This is a genomic window from Oceanisphaera psychrotolerans (assembly GCF_001870485.1).
In the GTDB taxonomy this organism is placed as follows: Bacteria; Pseudomonadota; Gammaproteobacteria; order Enterobacterales; family Aeromonadaceae; genus Oceanimonas; species Oceanimonas psychrotolerans.
This window is the reverse complement of the sequence record NZ_MDKE01000034.1, coordinates 1-16,021: the sequence shown is the minus strand read 5'-3', so window position 1 is coordinate 16,021 and position 16,021 is coordinate 1. Positions and strand designations below refer to the sequence as shown.

The window sequence follows — 16,021 nt, the reverse complement described above, 5'->3', positions numbered from 1 at the left end:
GGGGGGGCGGTACGGCAACAACGTGAGTCTGACAGGAAGCTACTTTCATCTGGATACCTCGTAAATTGTCGGGGCTCATGGACAACAGGGGTTACAGAGCCCATTGCAGGGGCTTAGTAACTGAGCACGACCAGTCGTGTCTGGGTAAACTCGAGCATGCCGTGCTTGCCGTCGTCCCCCCCCAGCCCCGAGCGCTTCCAGCCGGCGTGGTAGCCTGGTAGGGGTCTGCCGGCGTACGGTTGATATAGATCTCGCCAGCCTCAATCTCGTTGGCCACCATCATGGCCGTACGGTAATTTTCGGTGTAAATCACCGAGGCCAGACCAAACTGGTGATCGTTGGCAAGCGTTAACGCTTCCTCGGCATCACGGTACTTGAGCACCGGCAATACAGGGCCGAAGATTTCTTCCTGAACAATTTCCATATCCTGGCGGCAGTGGGTCAGCAGGGTCGGCGGGTAGAAATGCCCCGGACCTTCGGGGATATAGCCGCCGACCTCCAGCGTGGCGCCGTCGTCGATGGCCCGCTGCACCATCTGATGGATACCGAGACGTGTGCTCTCGTTGATCAGCGGCCCCATGAATCCGGGGTTTTCCGAGCGATCACCAAACGCGCGCTGCTTGAACAGGTCTCGCAACAGCCCGACGAAGCGGTCATAGACGGCCTCGTGTACATAGACCCGTTCGACCGCAGTGCAGAGCTGCCCGCAGTGAGTAGTCTTGGAAGCGACAATCTGGCTGGCCGCCTTTTCCAGGTCGGCATCGGCCTCGACAATGGCCGGAGTCTTGCCACCCAGCTCCAGTGACGACTTGGCGATGTTGACCTGGGAGTATTCCAGCACCTTGCGCCCCGCACCGACGCTGCCGGTCAGGGTGATCATGCCGACCCTGGGGTGCGTGCAGACGATTTCGGCAATGCTGTGATCCATCGCCAGGACATTGACAACGCCGGGCGGCAAGCCGGCTTCCTGAACCGCACGGGCAATTTCGAAAGCCGAACAGGGCGTGTTGTTACTCGGTCGTACCACCACGGTATTGCCGGTGATCAAGGCCGGCGCAATCTTGCGCATCAAGGTGTAAACCGGATAGTTGAAGGGGATAAGGCAGGCGACGACACCGATGGGCTCACGCTGCAGCAACAGGTTTTCGGACGGGGTATCGCTGGGGATAATCTCGCCTTCGATCCGGCGCGCCCACTCGGCGTGATAGCGGGTAATATCCGCCGCATACACCGCCTCGCTGGTTGCTTCATCCAGCGCCTTGCCGGACTCCAGCGCCAGCGCCCGGCCGATATCATCCTTGCGGGCAACCAGGGCATCGGCCAGCTTGCGCAGGTAATCCCCCCGCTGAATGCTGGTCAGCTTGCGCCAGCCCTTCTGCGCCGCCGCTGCAACATCTACCGCTTCCTTGGCTTCCTCCACACTGGCGGCACTGACATACGCGACGAGATCCTCGGTTGCGGGGTTGTAAACCGAGATCCTTGAGGCTCCTGAACTCTCTATAAAATCGTTATATATGAAGTTCTTATAATATTTCATGAATAAGCGCCCGTTGTTAATTTTGGTAACAATCCTATGGGCAAGCCTTTTTGGTGTCAAATTTTATTCTTATATGGAATTTATTTTCTGTATATGGAATATTAAGGGTGCTTTGATACCATCTGACCAGAAAAGCCTGTAATAACAGGGAGATCCTCGATGACTTAAGACAGGCAGGTTACTCTGACAATACCGTTTCACATTTGTAAAACTTTAGAGCTTCATTGTTTTCAATAAGTTACATATTTACATTTTTTCTTGCAGACAAGACCATGGGTATAAAAAGCTCACAACCATGGCAAAATCAGCACAAACAAGCCGTTTTTTTTCATATATAAAAAGAGAGTGAGAAATTGAGCGAACACGTTGAGAAATCAAAGGCGCCGGCCGTCGATGCCTCCGTCCTGATCCTGGATCTGCTGGCGGCTGCCTCCTACCCGATGACCCTGTCAGAAATCTGCGAGCAAACCGGTATCCCGATTGCCAGCGCCCACCGCATCGCCCAGACACTGCTCAAACATCAATTGATTGCCATGGATCCAAGTCGCAAGAAGTCATACTGCATCGGCTCACGCATATTTCAGATAGCCTCGACCGTGTACAATAAACAGAGTTTGATCCCCTACTTCTTCCCGATTGCCGAAATTCTCAAAAACGAGATACACAAGCTCATCTTCCTGGCCGTGCCGGTGGGCAACAAGGTGGTGGTGGTGTCCAAGGTGGAGCCTTCGCTCAATATGTCACTCAATCTGTTCATCGGGCAGACCATGCCGATGCACCACTCAGCCGCCGGCAAGGCGATACTGTCGATGCACTCGGCCGACTTCAGACGCAGCTATATAGAGGGCGAGAACAGCGTGGCTCTGTTGACGGACGACCGGCTGGCGCAACTGGAAGAAGAGCTGGACAGGGCACACCGGCTTGGCTATGCCGTGACCCAGGGCGAGATAGAGAGTCACCTCAGTTGCATCGCCGCGCCGGTACTGAACCTGCGTAACGAACCGGTCGCGGCCGTCAGCGCCTGCATCGATAGCTCAACACTCAGCGCACAGGATTCCCGAAACTATTCCAAGTTCCTGATCCAGGCGGCAAAACAGTTGTCATCCCGGTTTGTCTAAGGTGGTGGGCAGGAAGCAAAGGGCCAGTACAGACAAGCGGACGCACGCAGGCAACCGCCGGCCCAAGGGCCGGCGGTTGTGAAGCTGACCCACCCGCCGGGTGGGCAGAAGCGGTATCAGGCGTCGCCGTAGTACACCCAGACTCCCTTGGTCTTGGTGTAGGAAGACAGGGAGTGAATCGCCATCTCCTTGCCCCAGCCACTCTGGCGGAAACCGCCGAAGGGCGCGGCCAGGCCGTAGCAGCCATAGCGGTTGATGAACAGCATGCCGGCATCGATTTGCTCGGCTACCCGATGGGCGCGAGACACATCACCGGTATAGAGGCCGGCCGCCAGCCCGTAGGCGGTGGCGTTGGCCATTTGCACGGCTTCTTCGGTGGTGTGGAAACGGGTGCAGCACAGCACGGGGCCAAAGATTTCTTCCTGGGCGATGCGGGCATTCTGGTCCACCTCGGAGAAGATGGTCGGACGGATAAAATAGCCGTTGGCATTGTCACCCTCGGTATCCGCATAACCACCGGCCACCAGTTTGGCCTCGCCCTTGCCGATTTCGATATATTCCAGGATCTTGTTGAACTGGGCCTCGTTGCACTGGGGTCCCTGATCGACGTTTTCATCGAACGGGTTGCCGCACTTCACCGCATTGGCCTTGGCGATCAGCTTCTCGAGCACCTGATCATAGATGCTGTCGTGGATCAGGAAGCGGGTCGGCTCCGAGCATTTCTCTCCCTTGTGGGAAAACATCACGGTGAAGGCACGGTCGATGGCACCGTCCAGATCCGGCGTGTCTTCAAAGAAGATACAGGGAGACTTGCCGCCCAGCTCCAGGGTGGCGGCCTTGAGATTCGACAGGCCGGAATTTTGTACTATTTTGCGCCCGACCCCGGTGCTGCCGGTGAAGGAGATCTTGTGCACATTGTTGCTCAGGGTCAGCTGATTGGCCATCTTGCCATCGGTCAGCAGCATGTTGATCACCCCTTTGGGGAAATCGAGCTGGCTGTCGATCAACTCCACCAGATAGATGGTGGTCAGCGGGGTGTATTCCGACGGCTTGATGATCACGGTGTTACCCATGGCCAGGGCCGCCGCCACCTTGAGGCTGGTCTGGTACAGCGGGAAATTCCAGGGCGCTATCAGCGCACAGACACCTATCGGCTCTTTCACCGTGTAGTTCAGGAAACCGTCTTCAACCGGCGAGGTTTCGCCATAGAATTTGTCGGTCCAGCCGGCATAGTATTCGAAGATATCGGCACAGGTGGGAATGTCGTCGGCCATGGATTCGGTAAACAGCTTGCCGTTGGGCAGGGACTCGAGTACCGCCAGTTCTTCGGTGTGTTCACGAATCAGGCGGGCTATCTGGCGCAGCATGTCGGCACGCTGGGTGCGGCTGACCTTGGACCACACACCCGATTCGTGTCGCTGGTTGGCGATGCTGGCGGCGTATTCAACCTGCTCGGCGTCGGCCATGGTGAATTCGCACAGCGCCTCTTTATTGGCCGGGTTACTGACGGTCCACTGTTCACCGCTACCACCATTGACCCACTCGCCGTCTATGTATTGCTGTTTGGGTTGCTGCAGCCAGTCGTAGGCCCAGGACAGAGGAATGCGCTTGGATGTATTCATTTGATGCTCCATTTCATGTTTCGGTGGCCAAACAGCGGAACCTGCTTGCCGGGGTTCGGCGGCGCCATCATTTGCGCCATGCCCGAGAGCTTAAAAAGTCGGGCTACCGGACACAATTGACATTAACGTATGGCGACCTGAGGAAAACTCATTCTTCAGGGTTGCACCAACCGCTTGCTATTCATCGAGGTAACGCCTGATCTGCTCGAGATCTCCCCCCGTTTCCTTGTAAACCCGGGAAGTGAAAGAGTAGCCTCGGGCCTGCTTGAGCCGGATCAAGGTCGGGATCAGGGTGTTGATATTGCGCTCGTTGCGCTCGATATCCGGCTGTACTCCGGCCAGGCAATGGCGGCGAAACGCCGTGATGCCGCTTTCCAGCACCGACATGATGTCCAGCAGATTACAGATCACCACCGATTGCCAGGGCGTATAGTCCAGCTCGCCGTGATCGTGGGTCATTTGTACCGAACAGCAGCGGCCACAGGCCTGCATGCAGCACTGCACCAGAAACTCGGGAATGGTGGGGTTGATCTTGCCCGGCATGGCGGAGGAGCCAGGCTGTACCGCCGGCAGCTTGAGTTCTCCCAGGCCGGTATCCGGCCCCGAGGCCATCAGTCTGAAGTCCTTGGCAATACGCAGCAGGGCCCGGGAAAGCAAATCGAGCCCGGCAGACACGTTGATCAAGTCGTCATGATTCTGTGATGCATCAAACAGGTTGGCACTGTGCTCGAAGCGACTCGACCCCGTTAGCCGGTTGAGCCCCTTGATAACGGCATTGAAAAACGCATCGGAACAGTCCCCCCGGCGACCGATGATATTGCCACCGAGATTGACCCGGTACAGCTCGCCAACCGCCGCATTCAAGCGGTGCTGGTTTCTCTTGAGCAGCGAGGCGTAACCACCAAATACATCGGCGAAGCTGATTTCAACCGCGTCCTGAAGGCAGGTGCGGGAAATCTTCTGCACCGCTTGCCATCGCCGGCCCTGCTCATCGAAGGTGCTGGCCAGTAATTCGAGTTCTTCCTGCAACCGGTGCCATTTTTCGATAACGGCCAGGTGGCAGGCCGTGCTCAACACATCGCTGGTTGAATTGTTGAGATTGACATGATCGTTGGGGTGTACAGGCGCATAGCTGCCCAGCGGACGGTCAAACGACTGCTGATTGGCGAGATTGGCGATCACTTCATTCACGTTCATGTTGCTGGATATACCGCCACCGCCATGAAAGGCATGCACCGGGAATGCTGACGCCGGCATATCACACAGCAGCCGATCCGTGGCCATCACGATAGCCTCCCCCAGTTCCGGCTCCATTTCCCCCGTTTCGATGTTGATCCGGGCCGCCAGCTTTTTAACCTGCAGCAGCCCCCGCAACAGTTCGGGATAGGCCGACAAGGGCTTTTCACCGTTTAGCGGATACAGCGCGATGGCCCGCTGTGTTTGCACGCCGTAAAGCGCGCACGCGGGAACCTCGAGTGCGCCGATCAAATCTTCTTCAGTACGATATTGCTGCTGTGTCATCGCCTTTCATTTCCCATGGTTATCGCCCTGAGCAACCGGGCCCCGAAACTATCAGAACCAAACCTCCGGCAAAGCGCCAGTGACTCTTACACACAGAAGAATGCAAAAAAGTCATGGCCCGGATCAGGTGTCCCGGTCAGGAATGAGATGCCTCGGAAGAGGCGAACGAAATCGACCGGATCTACAGCCTCCCACTGGCGGCATTTGTCTGGTAAAATGCTGGCCGTTTTGCATACAGGTAACGGCGAGTGATGAGCGATAACAGTCAGCTAAAAGTGATTGTCGGCATGTCCGGCGGTGTGGATTCTTCGGTTTCGGCCTGGTTGCTGCAGCAGCAGGGCTATCAGGTTGAAGGCCTGTTCATGAAAAACTGGGAAGAAGACGACTCCGACGAGTACTGCTCCGCCGCCGAGGATCTACGTGACGCCCAGGCGGTGTGCGACAAGCTCGGTATCGAACTGCACACCATCAACTTTGCCGCCGAATACTGGGACAATGTGTTCGAGCATTTTCTGGCGGAATACAAGGCCGGGCGGACTCCCAACCCCGACATCCTGTGCAACAAGGAAATCAAGTTCAAGGCGTTTCTCGAGTTCGCCGCCGAAGACCTGGGCGCCGACTACATCGCCACCGGCCACTATGTGCGCCGCAGCTTCGACGACCAGCCCAGGCTGCTGCGCGGCCTGGACGGCAACAAGGATCAGAGCTACTTCCTCTATACCCTGAGCTCGCAGCAGGTAGCCAAAAGCCTGTTCCCGGTGGGCGAACTGGAAAAGCCCGAAGTACGCCGCATCGCCGAACAACTGGAGCTGGTCACCGCCAAGAAGAAAGACTCCACCGGTATCTGCTTTATCGGTGAACGCAAGTTCCGGGATTTTCTGGGCCGCTACCTGCCCGCCCAGCCAGGCAAGATTGAAACCGTTAATGGCGACGTCATCGGCGAACACCAGGGACTGATGTATCACACCTTGGGCCAGCGCAAGGGGCTTGGCATCGGCGGCCTGAAAGACGCCACCGACGAACCCTGGTATGTGGTCGACAAAGAGCTGGACCGCAACGTGCTGGTTGTGGCGCAGGGTGACCATCCGCGGCTGTATTCCAATGGTCTGGTGGCCCGTCAGCTGCACTGGGTAAACCGCACGCCCATTACCGAGGCGTTTCGCTGCAGCATCAAGACCCGTTATCGCCAGACCGATGTGCCCTGCCTGGTCGAGCCGCTGGATGACGACACCATCAGGGTGACCTTCGACACCCCGCAGGCGGCGGTCACCCCGGGCCAGTCCGCGGTCTTCTACGATGGCGACATCTGCCTCGGCGGCGGCATCATCGAAACCCGATTCAGTCAGGAGCAAGCGTGAGTCATAGCCTCGAAAACCAAACCCTGGCCTTTGCCGGCCTCTGCCAGGCAGCCAGTCTGGTGCAGCAGGTCGCCCGCGAGGGCAGCATCGACAATAAAACCCAGCTCGCCGCGACCCTCAACAGCATTCTGGTGACCGACGCCGAACAGTCGGCGGATATTTACGGCGGTCACGCCCAGCTCAGCCTGGGCTATCAGACGCTGATCGATCAGCTCGGCAACGACAGTAAGCGTAAAAATGCCGAACTGACCCGCTATCTGGTGGGTATCGTCGCCCTGGAGCGCAAGCTGGCCAAACGCAGGGATCTGATGGCGATGCTGGGCGAGCGCATCAATCAGGTAAAACGCCAGTTGCATCACTTCGAGCTGCTCGACGAGCAGGTCATGGCCAACATGGCCGGCATCTACAGCGACATCGTCAGCCCCATCGGGCCGCGCATTCAGGTGGCGGGTAACCCGACCTACCTGCAGCAGTCACTGGTACAGCACCAGATCCGGGCGCTGTTGCTGGCCGGGATCCGCAGCGCCGTACTCTGGCGTCAGCTCGGCGGCAAACGCCGTCATATTCTGTTTTCCCGCAAGCGGCTGGTGGCCCAGGCCCAGGCGGCCTTGCGCTATTAATCGTTTTTTATGGTTATCCCAAACTGTTACCCCCCAACGTTCAGGAGTCCTTGTTCATGGAATTGTCAGCATTAACGGCTATTTCTCCGGTTGATGGCCGTTACGGCACCAAAACCCAGGAGCTGCGCGCCATTTTTTCCGAATTTGGTTTATTGCGTTTTCGTGTAGAAGTCGAGGTACGCTGGTTGCAGGCCCTTGCCGCCCATGCTGAAATTACCGAGGTGCCTGCCCTGTCCGCCGAGGCCAACGCCCTGCTGGACGCCATTGTCGCCAACTTCAACGAAGCCGATGGCCAGCGCATCAAGGATATCGAGCGCACCACCAACCACGACGTGAAAGCGGTGGAATACTTCCTGAAGGAAAAGGTCGAAGTGCTGCCCGAGCTGGCGGCGGTGAGCGAGTTCATTCACTTTGCCTGCACCAGCGAAGACATCAACAACAACGCCCATGCGCTGATGCTGAAAGCCGGCCGGGAAGAAGTAGTGGTGCCTTACTGCCAGCAGCTGGTCGATGAAGTCAAGCGCCTGGCCGCCCAGTACCGCGACGTGCCCATGCTGAGCCGCACCCATGGTCAGCCTGCCTCGCCCACCACCCTGGGCAAGGAAATGGCCAACGTGGCCTACCGCCTGGAGCGTCAGCTCAAGCAAATCCAGTCCGTGGAAATGCTGGCCAAGATCAACGGTGCCGTGGGCAACTACAACGCCCACCTGTCCGCCTATCCGGAAGTGGACTGGGCCGGCTTTGCCGAGCGCTTCGTCACCGGTCTGGGGCTGACCTTCAACCCCTACACCACCCAGATTGAGCCGCACGACTACATCGCCGAGCTGTTCGATGCCATCGCCCGCTTCAACACCATACTGCTCGACTTCGACCGTGACATCTGGGGTTACATCTCCGTTGGTTACTTCAAGCAGAAAACCGTGGCCGGCGAAATCGGTTCCAGCACCATGCCGCACAAGGTCAACCCCATCGACTTCGAAAACTCCGAAGGCAACCTGGGCCTGGCCAACGCCATCTTCAACCACCTGGCCGCCAAGCTGCCGGTGTCCCGCTGGCAGCGCGACCTGACCGACAGCACCGTGCTGCGCAACCTGGGTGTGGCCGTGGGCTATTCACTGATTGCCTATCAGGCCACCCTGAAGGGCATCAGCAAGCTGGAGGCCAACCCGGCCGCCCTGGCTGCCGATCTGGACCAGAACTGGGAAGTGCTGGCCGAGCCGGTACAGACCGTGATGCGTCGCTACGGCATCGAGAAGCCCTACGAGAAGCTGAAAGAGCTGACCCGTGGCAAGCGGGTGGATGCCGAAGGCATGCGCGCCTTCATCGACGGTCTGGAACTGCCCGAGTCGGTGAAAGACCAGCTGAAGCTGCTCACCCCCGCCAACTACATCGGCCAGGCCATCAAGCTGACCGACGAACTGTAAATCCGGTTCGAAGCTTTAAGCTCCGAGCTTAAAGCCGAAGACAAAACACCGAGCCGGTTGGCTCGGTGTTTTTGTTTGCACGCCATGCTGATACTGAATCATCGTCATGCTGAACTTGATTCAGTATCAGCATGACGTTACTTGATTCATAGCAACCCCACTAAAGAAGTGATCAGTTTCTGATAACAATGCCGTGTCTTAAGCACGGTCATACCGGGCTTGACCCGGTATCTTCCTGCAGAGAGATCCTGACTTTCGTCAGGATGACGGCCTGAGTGCATCGATGGGATGAGGTGCGGCACCGAACTTCCCCCTCCCCCTCACTACCTATCATTCTCTGCTACGCCTAGGCATAATAGCCCGCTATTCTTAACGCATTATCCCCATCATTACAGGTCCCCATGTACAGCGCACTGAAACTGGATATCGACGACTTTCTGGCCAACGACTGGCAACGCAAACCAAGGCTTATCAAGGCCGGTTTTCACAACTTTGTGGATCCGCTCAGCCCGGACGAGCTGGCCGGCCTGGCGCTGGAGCCGCACATCGAGTCACGCCGGGTCTGGCGCGCAGACGATCGCTGGCACGCGGAAACCGGTCCCTTCGAAAGCTACGATCATCTGGGTGAGACCGACTGGACCCTGCTGGTGCAGGCGGTCAATCAGTGGCATCCGGCGGTACAGGATGTGGCGGAGTCGTTTCGCTTTATTCCCGGCTGGCGCTTCGACGATGTGATGGTCAGCTTCTCCACTCCGGGTGGTGGTGTCGGCCCTCATATCGATCAATACGGGGTCTTTATCATTCAGGGCGAAGGCCGTCGCCGCTGGCGGGTGGGACTGCCACAAACGCTGCAGCAATTTGCCGCCCACGGAGCCCTGCGCCACTGCGAGGACTTCGTGGCGGAAATAGACGAAGTGCTGGAACCCGGCGATGTGCTCTATATCCCGCCCGGTTGCCCACATGAAGGCTATGCTGAAACCCCGGCGCTGAATTATTCCGTCGGCTTTCGGGCGCCGGATGCCAAGGATCTGATGTCCGGCTTCGCCGATCATCTGCTGGCCCATGTGCCGGAAACCCGCCGCTTCGACGATACCGCCATGGCCCCTTGCGAGGCCCACGGTCGTATCAACCACCAAGCGATGCTCCAGGTGAAGGCGCTGATGACCGAGCTGCTGGACGATCCGGTCCGACTGGCCGACTGGTTTGGCGAAATGATTTCGGAAGCCAAGCACGATCTGGATCTGGAACCGGCCGAGCCGTTGTACAGCCTGGAAGAACTGGTGCTGCGCCTAGATCACGGCGATCATCTCTATCGACTGGCGGGGGCCCGTTGTTTCTACATGGAAGGCAGCGAGGATGTCTTCTATCTGGACGGTGACCGCTACCAGCTGACCGAGCCCGACGCCGACGCTATTGCGCTGTTATGCGATCAGGCCCGTATCTGCGGCCCGGAAGTGGCCTGCCTGAAGCAACCCCAGACCCTGCTGGAAGTACTGCTGCCGCTGGTCAATCAAGGCTACTGGTATTTCGAGGAAGACGAATAATAAAATCAGGGATTGGGGATTAGGGATTGGGGTCGTCATACCGGGCTTGCCCCGGTATCTCATGCTGGTAACACCAGATCCTGACGATCGTCAGGATGACGACAACCGCAAAGCTGGAAAAAACACACGGCGCTGTCTGGTACAGCGCCGTTTTTGTTTATATCGACCCTGCAGAAAGCGACTCTCCGTAGGCGCCCATTCATGCGGCGCGATCCTGCTGCACATTGGAACCTTCGGGCTTGTCACCTCATTTGCGGGTTAGGTGTGTTGGGTTTTGCTCAGCGACGCTGAGCCTGCCAGCTGAAGCGGCAGCTACAAAAACCGTCAATCTGGTCTTATAAATGCGACCCTACGCCAGGTCATCAAACGCCGGGTGATAGCTCACCAGGCCGGTGGGGACGGGTTGCTTGAGTGCCAGTGCCATGAAGGCATCACCGGCACCGGGATAGGCGCATTCCAGCCCCAGCTCGCTGGCAGGCCGAAAGCCGAAGCGGCGATAAAACGCCGGCTCGCCCAGCACCACCACCCCGGCCCAATCCAGCTCGTTGGCGCTGTCCAGCGCCTCCCGGATCATCGCCGAGGCCACGCCCTGTTGCTGGCAATCGGGCCAGACGCTGACCGGTGCCAGCCCCAGCCAGCCGGTGTCTTCACCATTCACCTGGACGGGACTCATGGCCAGATGACCGATGATGGCGCCTTCGTACTCGGCAACCTGACTCAGGCTGATGGCCCCCTGCTCACGCAAGGCCCAGACCAGATCCGCTTCGTCATCCCGACCGAAGGCGGCACAGACCACTTCGTCGATGTCGTCGCCGTCACCGGGTCGCTCGGTTCTGCATATCAGCATGATAATCGATCCTATGGCGCCAGCCGGTCGATGGCCCAGCCGTTGCCCTCGCGCTGGTACAGAAAACGGTCGTGCAGGCGGTTGGCGCCGCCCTGCCAGAACTCAACGGTGTCGAATTTGACCCGGAATCCCCCCCAGAAGCTCGGTAACGGTACCTCACCACTGGCAAATTTCTGTTTCATTTCCAGAAACTTGGCTTCCAGCAGGCCTCGGGCGGAAATACGCGACGACTGATGCGAGACCCAGGCCCCGATCTGGCTGTCCTTGGGGCGACTGCTGAAGTACTTCATGACTTCCATCGCCGACAACCGCTCCACCTGACCGGTGACGTGCACCTGCCGCTCCAGGGTATGCCAGGGAAACAGCAGGCTGATACGGGGATTGCCCGCCAGCTGGCTGGCCTTGCGGCTACCCATGTTGGTATAGAACACGAAGCCGCGCTCATCGGTGTGCTTGAGCAGCACAATGCGCTGAAACGGCTGCCCCCGCTCATCGACGGTGCCCACCACCATGGCGGTGGGATCGGCCAGTTTGGCGGCAATCGCCTGCTGCATCCAGGTTTCAAACAGAGACAAGGGATTATCCGGCAGATCCTTGCGGCGCAGACCGCCTTGCAGATATTCCCGCCGGTAGTCGGCCAGTTCCATAGACAGATCACTCATTGTTCGGGGATGGCCTATTGTGCGTGGCACGCCAGGGATTGGCAAGAAAACAGGCATCGCCGCAACGAAGGAGATGATACCTGCGATGAAAACGGAGAAATGCTATGATCCCGCCCCTGAACCGCTTTACGTCCTGTCCGTCAATACGAGTATGTTATGGCCCTGCTGATCACCGATAAATGCATCAACTGCGACATGTGCGAACCGGAATGTCCGAACGGGGCCATCACTTTTGGGGCGGAGATCTACGAGATCGAACCGGATTTGTGCACCGAATGCGTGGGCCATTATGACAAGCCCACCTGCATCAGCGTCTGCCCCATCGACTGCATTGTCGATCACCCCGAGCACCGCGAAACCGAAGAGCAGCTGTGGGACAAATACGTGCTGTTGCACCATCAGTAAGGGTTATTTCCACGGACCAGCCCAACGCCTGCAGGCGCCCTACAGTTGACGCTTTTTCGTAGGCGCCCATTTATGCGGCGCAAATCTGCAGACGAGTAGAGTTTTTCAGGCATGGCGCCTCGCCTGTGCGTTAGGCGTGGTCGGTATTGCCCAGCAGAGCTGGGCCTGCCAACTAAAGTGGCAGCTACAGGGGGTGTCCGGTTGTGGTGTCCGTAGGCGCCCATTTATGCGGCGCAAATCTGCAGACACCTCCAGGCTTTCAGGTATGGCGCATGCTCTGCAGATTCAGCGTGATAGGTATTGCTCTGCTGCGCAGAGCCTGCCGGCTAAAGCGGCAGCTACCGTCCCCAACGTCTCACAGCTTAAACCCCCGGCTCCGGCAACGCATTCGAGCTGGGGATCAGCAGCCAGGCCACCAGTCCGGCAAACGCCAGCAGCAGGCCGCCCAATACCAGCTGATTCATTTGCGGCAAGGCGCCCTGCACCAGCAAGAAGATCCCGCCCCCCAAGTTGGAGCTGCCGCCAAGCAAGGCACCGGCGGTACCGCTGTGCTGCGGAAACGGCGACACCGCCCTGGAGGTAGCGACCGGAAACAGAAGCCCGGCACCGGCAAAATAAAAGCTGCCCCCCAATACCAGTCCCGCCACACTCAGACCCGGTTCGAAGCCGGAGGCCAGCACCGTGCTCGCCCCCAGCAGCAATGCCAGGGTGGCAATCCACTGCAAACGGCCGATTGACCAGCTCGCCGCCTTCCACGAGCCAGCATGGCACCGGCAAAATACAGCGGCAAGGGCAGAACAAACAGCAGACTGATTTCGGTGCTGGTAAGCCCGCTCTGTTTACTGACCAGCACGCCGAATACCGCCTCATAGAGAATAACCCCGGCAAAGGCGGCCATCAGCATGCCCAGCTGCCGACAAAAAGCGCTGTTGTGCAACACATGCTGATAGGCCGGCAGCATGGGCTGGGCATGACGACGTTCCGGCGGCAGGGTTTCTCGGAACCAGAACACCATGATCAGGGTGATCAGCAGGCCGACCACCAGCAAAAACAGATACATGGACTGCCAGCCGAAGTGCAGGTTGAGATAACCCCCGATCAGCGGGGCCAGCAGCGGCGCCAGCATGATGCCCATGGACACATAGCCGTTGTAGCGCACCAGGTCAGTACCTTCGAACTTGTCCCGCATCAGGCTGCGGCACAGGCTGCCCGCCGCCGCCGTACCGGCCCCCTGAATAAAGCTGCCGAGCAACAGGATCGGAAACACCGGCCAGGCCAGGATGAGGGCCGACCCCAGCACATAGATGCTCAGTCCCGTCAGCAGCACGGGACGACGACCCAAACGATCCGAAAGCGGGCCATAGATAAACTGGAACAAGCCATAGGGGATCAGATAAAACGCCATCACCAGCGGCAGGCTGTCGCCGGCCACCCGCAATTCAAGCGCCATGTCCCCCATGGCGGGTACATAGAGGGTCTGGGTCATCTGGCCCGAGGCCACCATTAACACCGTGAGTAATACCAGGGACAGGCCCGACATGGCCGCGCGCTCCAAAAAAGTACCCGAATGGGCAGGCTGTGATTTTGGACGCATCATAATCAATGGCGTGATTGACTGGCAATACCAGCCTGAGCGACCTTTTATAATAGCCAGACCCAGTTTTTCTAATCAGAAATAACAATGACAACCCCTGACAGCAGGAGCTTGTTCCATCGCCTGATTAGCGCTCTTTCATTAGGCAGACCGAGGGGATTCGTTCCCAGACAGGCATAGCCGACCGAACCCGCTTTGCCGCCCCCTCTCGGCCAAAGCGGGATTTAGTCCTTGCCTGGCTCCGGTTCACAGGTATAATACGCCGCTCAAATTTCGTTCTTTAACATCAAGTGGGTTTACTCATATGCATCCGATGCTGAATATTGCGGTGCGCGCTGCGCGCAACGCCGGTCAAGTTATCGTCAAAGGTTTCGCCAACCCGGACAACGTGGAAACACGTCAAAAAGGCCTGAACGATTTTGTTACCAATGTCGACCTTGACGCGGAAAATGCCGTGGTAAACACGATTCGCAAGTCTTATCCGGAGCATACGATTATCGGGGAAGAATGCGGCGAACTGACCGGCAGCAACCCGGATTATCAGTGGATTATCGACCCGCTTGATGGCACCACCAACTTTGTTAAAGGCATTCCCCATTTCGCGGTATCCATCGCGTTGCGGGTCAAGGGCCGTACCGAACAGGCCGTAGTTTACGATCCCATCCGTGATGAACTCTTTACCGCCAGCCGTGGCGCCGGCGCCCAGCTGAACGGCTATCGTATCCGTACCGGCAAGGCCAAGGATCTGAACAATACCGTATTGGCCACCGGCTTCCCGTTCAAGCAGAAGCACCAGGCCGACGCCTACCTGGCCATGTTCAAGGACATGTTCATTCAGTGCGCCGATATCCGCCGTGCCGGTGCCGCCAGCCTGGATCTGGTTTATGTGGCCGCCGGTCGCGTAGACGGTTACTGGGAGCTGGGCCTCAAGCCCTGGGATTATGCCGCTGGCAGCCTGATCGCCCGGGAAGCCGGTGCCATCGTCACCGATTTCGTCGGTGGCCATAACTACGAGCGCAACGGCAACATCGTCTGTGCCAACCCCAAGGTACTGAAGACCATGCTCTCCACCATTCGCGAGCACCTGCCGGAATCACTGACCGTTTAAGTGACCCGTTCGCTATCAAGCCCCGCCCCGGCGGGGCTTTTTTGTGCCTGGCGGTTGGGGATTAGGGATTAGGGATTAGGGATTAGGGCAAGAAAACCACAAACCTGCCCGCCTGGCAGGGTCCATTTAAATGGACCAGCCCACAGATACACCTCTTTCAGCCCGACGACAGATAGCTCCCGTAGGCGCCCATTTATGCGGCGCAGGCGTTCAGGCACCTCGGGACCTTCAGGCGCGGTGCATAGTCTGCAGGTTCGGCGTGTGGGTATTGCTCAGCGGAGCTGAGCCTGCCAACTGAAGTGGCAGCTACAAAAAACACACATCTCCCGACTGAAGTCAGTCCTACAGTTGACGCTTTTTCGTAGGCGCCCATTTATGCGGCGCAGGCCTTCAGGCACCTCCGGGCTTTCAGGCGCGGCGCATAGTCTGCAGGTTCGGCGTGTGGGTATTGCTCGGCGGAGCTGAGCCTGTCAACTAAAGTGGCAGCGACAAAAAACACAAATCTCCCGACTGAAGTCGGGCCTAGGGTTGACGCTTTTTCGTAGGCGCCCATTTATGCGGCACAGGCCTCGGCGGCAGACAGCAAAAAGGCCTGCCGGTTACCCGCAAGCCATTCCCCTTTCGTGTGCATAAGGTGAGTGGTTGATAACACATGGATGCA

14 protein-coding genes are annotated in these 16,021 nt (G+C 58.1%); 7 read left to right on the top strand and 7 right to left on the bottom strand.

The window, feature by feature from the left end:
• Positions 1-91 precede the first annotated feature (91 nt).
• Positions 92-1,537: an aldehyde dehydrogenase family protein gene (locus BFR47_RS12690; protein ID WP_217645543.1), complete on the bottom strand. Its 1,446-nt coding sequence runs from the start codon at positions 1,535-1,537 to the stop codon at positions 92-94.
• A gap of 353 nt (positions 1,538-1,890) precedes the next feature.
• Between BFR47_RS12690 and BFR47_RS12685 the strand changes: the two genes are divergently transcribed.
• Positions 1,891-2,655: an IclR family transcriptional regulator gene (locus tag BFR47_RS12685; RefSeq protein ID WP_071473416.1), complete on the top strand. Its 765-nt coding sequence runs from the start codon at positions 1,891-1,893 to the stop codon at positions 2,653-2,655.
• Positions 2,656-2,771: 116 nt separating this feature from the next.
• Here the strand turns inward: BFR47_RS12685 and BFR47_RS12680 are convergent, their stop codons facing one another.
• Positions 2,772-4,277, bottom strand: coding sequence for an aldehyde dehydrogenase family protein (locus BFR47_RS12680; protein WP_071473415.1), 1,506 nt, complete (start codon positions 4,275-4,277; stop codon positions 2,772-2,774).
• Positions 4,278-4,454: 177 nt separating this feature from the next.
• Positions 4,455-5,798, bottom strand: a complete 1,344-nt coding sequence (locus tag BFR47_RS12675) for a lyase family protein (protein WP_071473414.1) — start codon at positions 5,796-5,798, stop codon at positions 4,455-4,457.
• A gap of 251 nt (positions 5,799-6,049) precedes the next feature.
• On the opposite strand from BFR47_RS12675, the gene mnmA reads away from it, so the two are divergent.
• The 4 genes from mnmA (at position 6,050) to BFR47_RS12655 (ending at position 10,744) form a co-directional block, all read left to right on the top strand.
• Complete coding sequence (mnmA, locus tag BFR47_RS12670; RefSeq protein WP_071473413.1) at positions 6,050-7,156, top strand: tRNA 2-thiouridine(34) synthase MnmA; 1,107 nt, start codon at positions 6,050-6,052, stop codon at positions 7,154-7,156.
• A complete protein-coding gene (gene hflD, locus BFR47_RS12665; protein ID WP_071473412.1) occupies positions 7,153-7,776 on the top strand; it encodes a high frequency lysogenization protein HflD in 624 nt (207 codons plus the stop codon). Before mnmA ends, hflD begins: the two co-directional genes overlap by 4 nt.
• Positions 7,777-7,832: 56 nt before the next feature.
• A complete protein-coding gene (gene purB / locus BFR47_RS12660) occupies positions 7,833-9,200 on the top strand; it encodes an adenylosuccinate lyase (protein ID WP_071473411.1) in 1,368 nt (455 codons plus the stop codon).
• Positions 9,201-9,601: 401 nt separating this feature from the next.
• Positions 9,602-10,744: a ribosomal protein uL16 3-hydroxylase gene (locus BFR47_RS12655; protein ID WP_071473410.1), complete on the top strand. Its 1,143-nt coding sequence runs from the start codon at positions 9,602-9,604 to the stop codon at positions 10,742-10,744.
• Between the two features lie 349 nt (positions 10,745-11,093).
• Here the strand turns inward: BFR47_RS12655 and BFR47_RS12650 are convergent, their stop codons facing one another.
• Positions 11,094-11,591 (bottom strand): GNAT family N-acetyltransferase, encoded by a 498-nt coding sequence (locus BFR47_RS12650; RefSeq protein WP_139215182.1) that lies wholly within the window; start codon positions 11,589-11,591, stop codon positions 11,094-11,096.
• Positions 11,592-11,602: 11 nt separating this feature from the next.
• Positions 11,603-12,238 (bottom strand): pyridoxamine 5'-phosphate oxidase, encoded by a 636-nt coding sequence (gene pdxH, locus BFR47_RS12645; RefSeq protein WP_071473409.1) that lies wholly within the window; start codon positions 12,236-12,238, stop codon positions 11,603-11,605.
• Positions 12,239-12,409: 171 nt separating this feature from the next.
• On the opposite strand from pdxH, the gene BFR47_RS12640 reads away from it, so the two are divergent.
• Positions 12,410-12,658: a YfhL family 4Fe-4S dicluster ferredoxin gene (locus BFR47_RS12640; RefSeq protein WP_071473408.1), complete on the top strand. Its 249-nt coding sequence runs from the start codon at positions 12,410-12,412 to the stop codon at positions 12,656-12,658.
• A 362-nt stretch (positions 12,659-13,020) separates the two neighbouring features.
• Here the strand turns inward: BFR47_RS12640 and BFR47_RS17560 are convergent, their stop codons facing one another.
• Together BFR47_RS17560 and BFR47_RS12635 are read right to left on the bottom strand one after the other, a co-directional pair.
• Complete coding sequence (locus BFR47_RS17560; protein WP_139215181.1) at positions 13,021-13,383, bottom strand: MFS transporter; 363 nt, start codon at positions 13,381-13,383, stop codon at positions 13,021-13,023.
• On the bottom strand, positions 13,308-14,198 hold the full coding sequence (locus BFR47_RS12635; RefSeq protein WP_175514111.1) for an MFS transporter: 891 nt from the start codon (positions 14,196-14,198) through the stop codon (positions 13,308-13,310). Before BFR47_RS12635 ends, BFR47_RS17560 begins: the two co-directional genes overlap by 76 nt.
• 358 nt (positions 14,199-14,556) lie before the next feature.
• Here BFR47_RS12635 and suhB point away from each other — a divergent pair, with 358 nt between their 5' ends.
• Positions 14,557-15,360, top strand: a complete 804-nt coding sequence (gene suhB / locus BFR47_RS12630) for an inositol-1-monophosphatase (protein ID WP_071473407.1) — start codon at positions 14,557-14,559, stop codon at positions 15,358-15,360.
• The last annotated feature ends 661 nt before the right edge of the window (positions 15,361-16,021 follow it).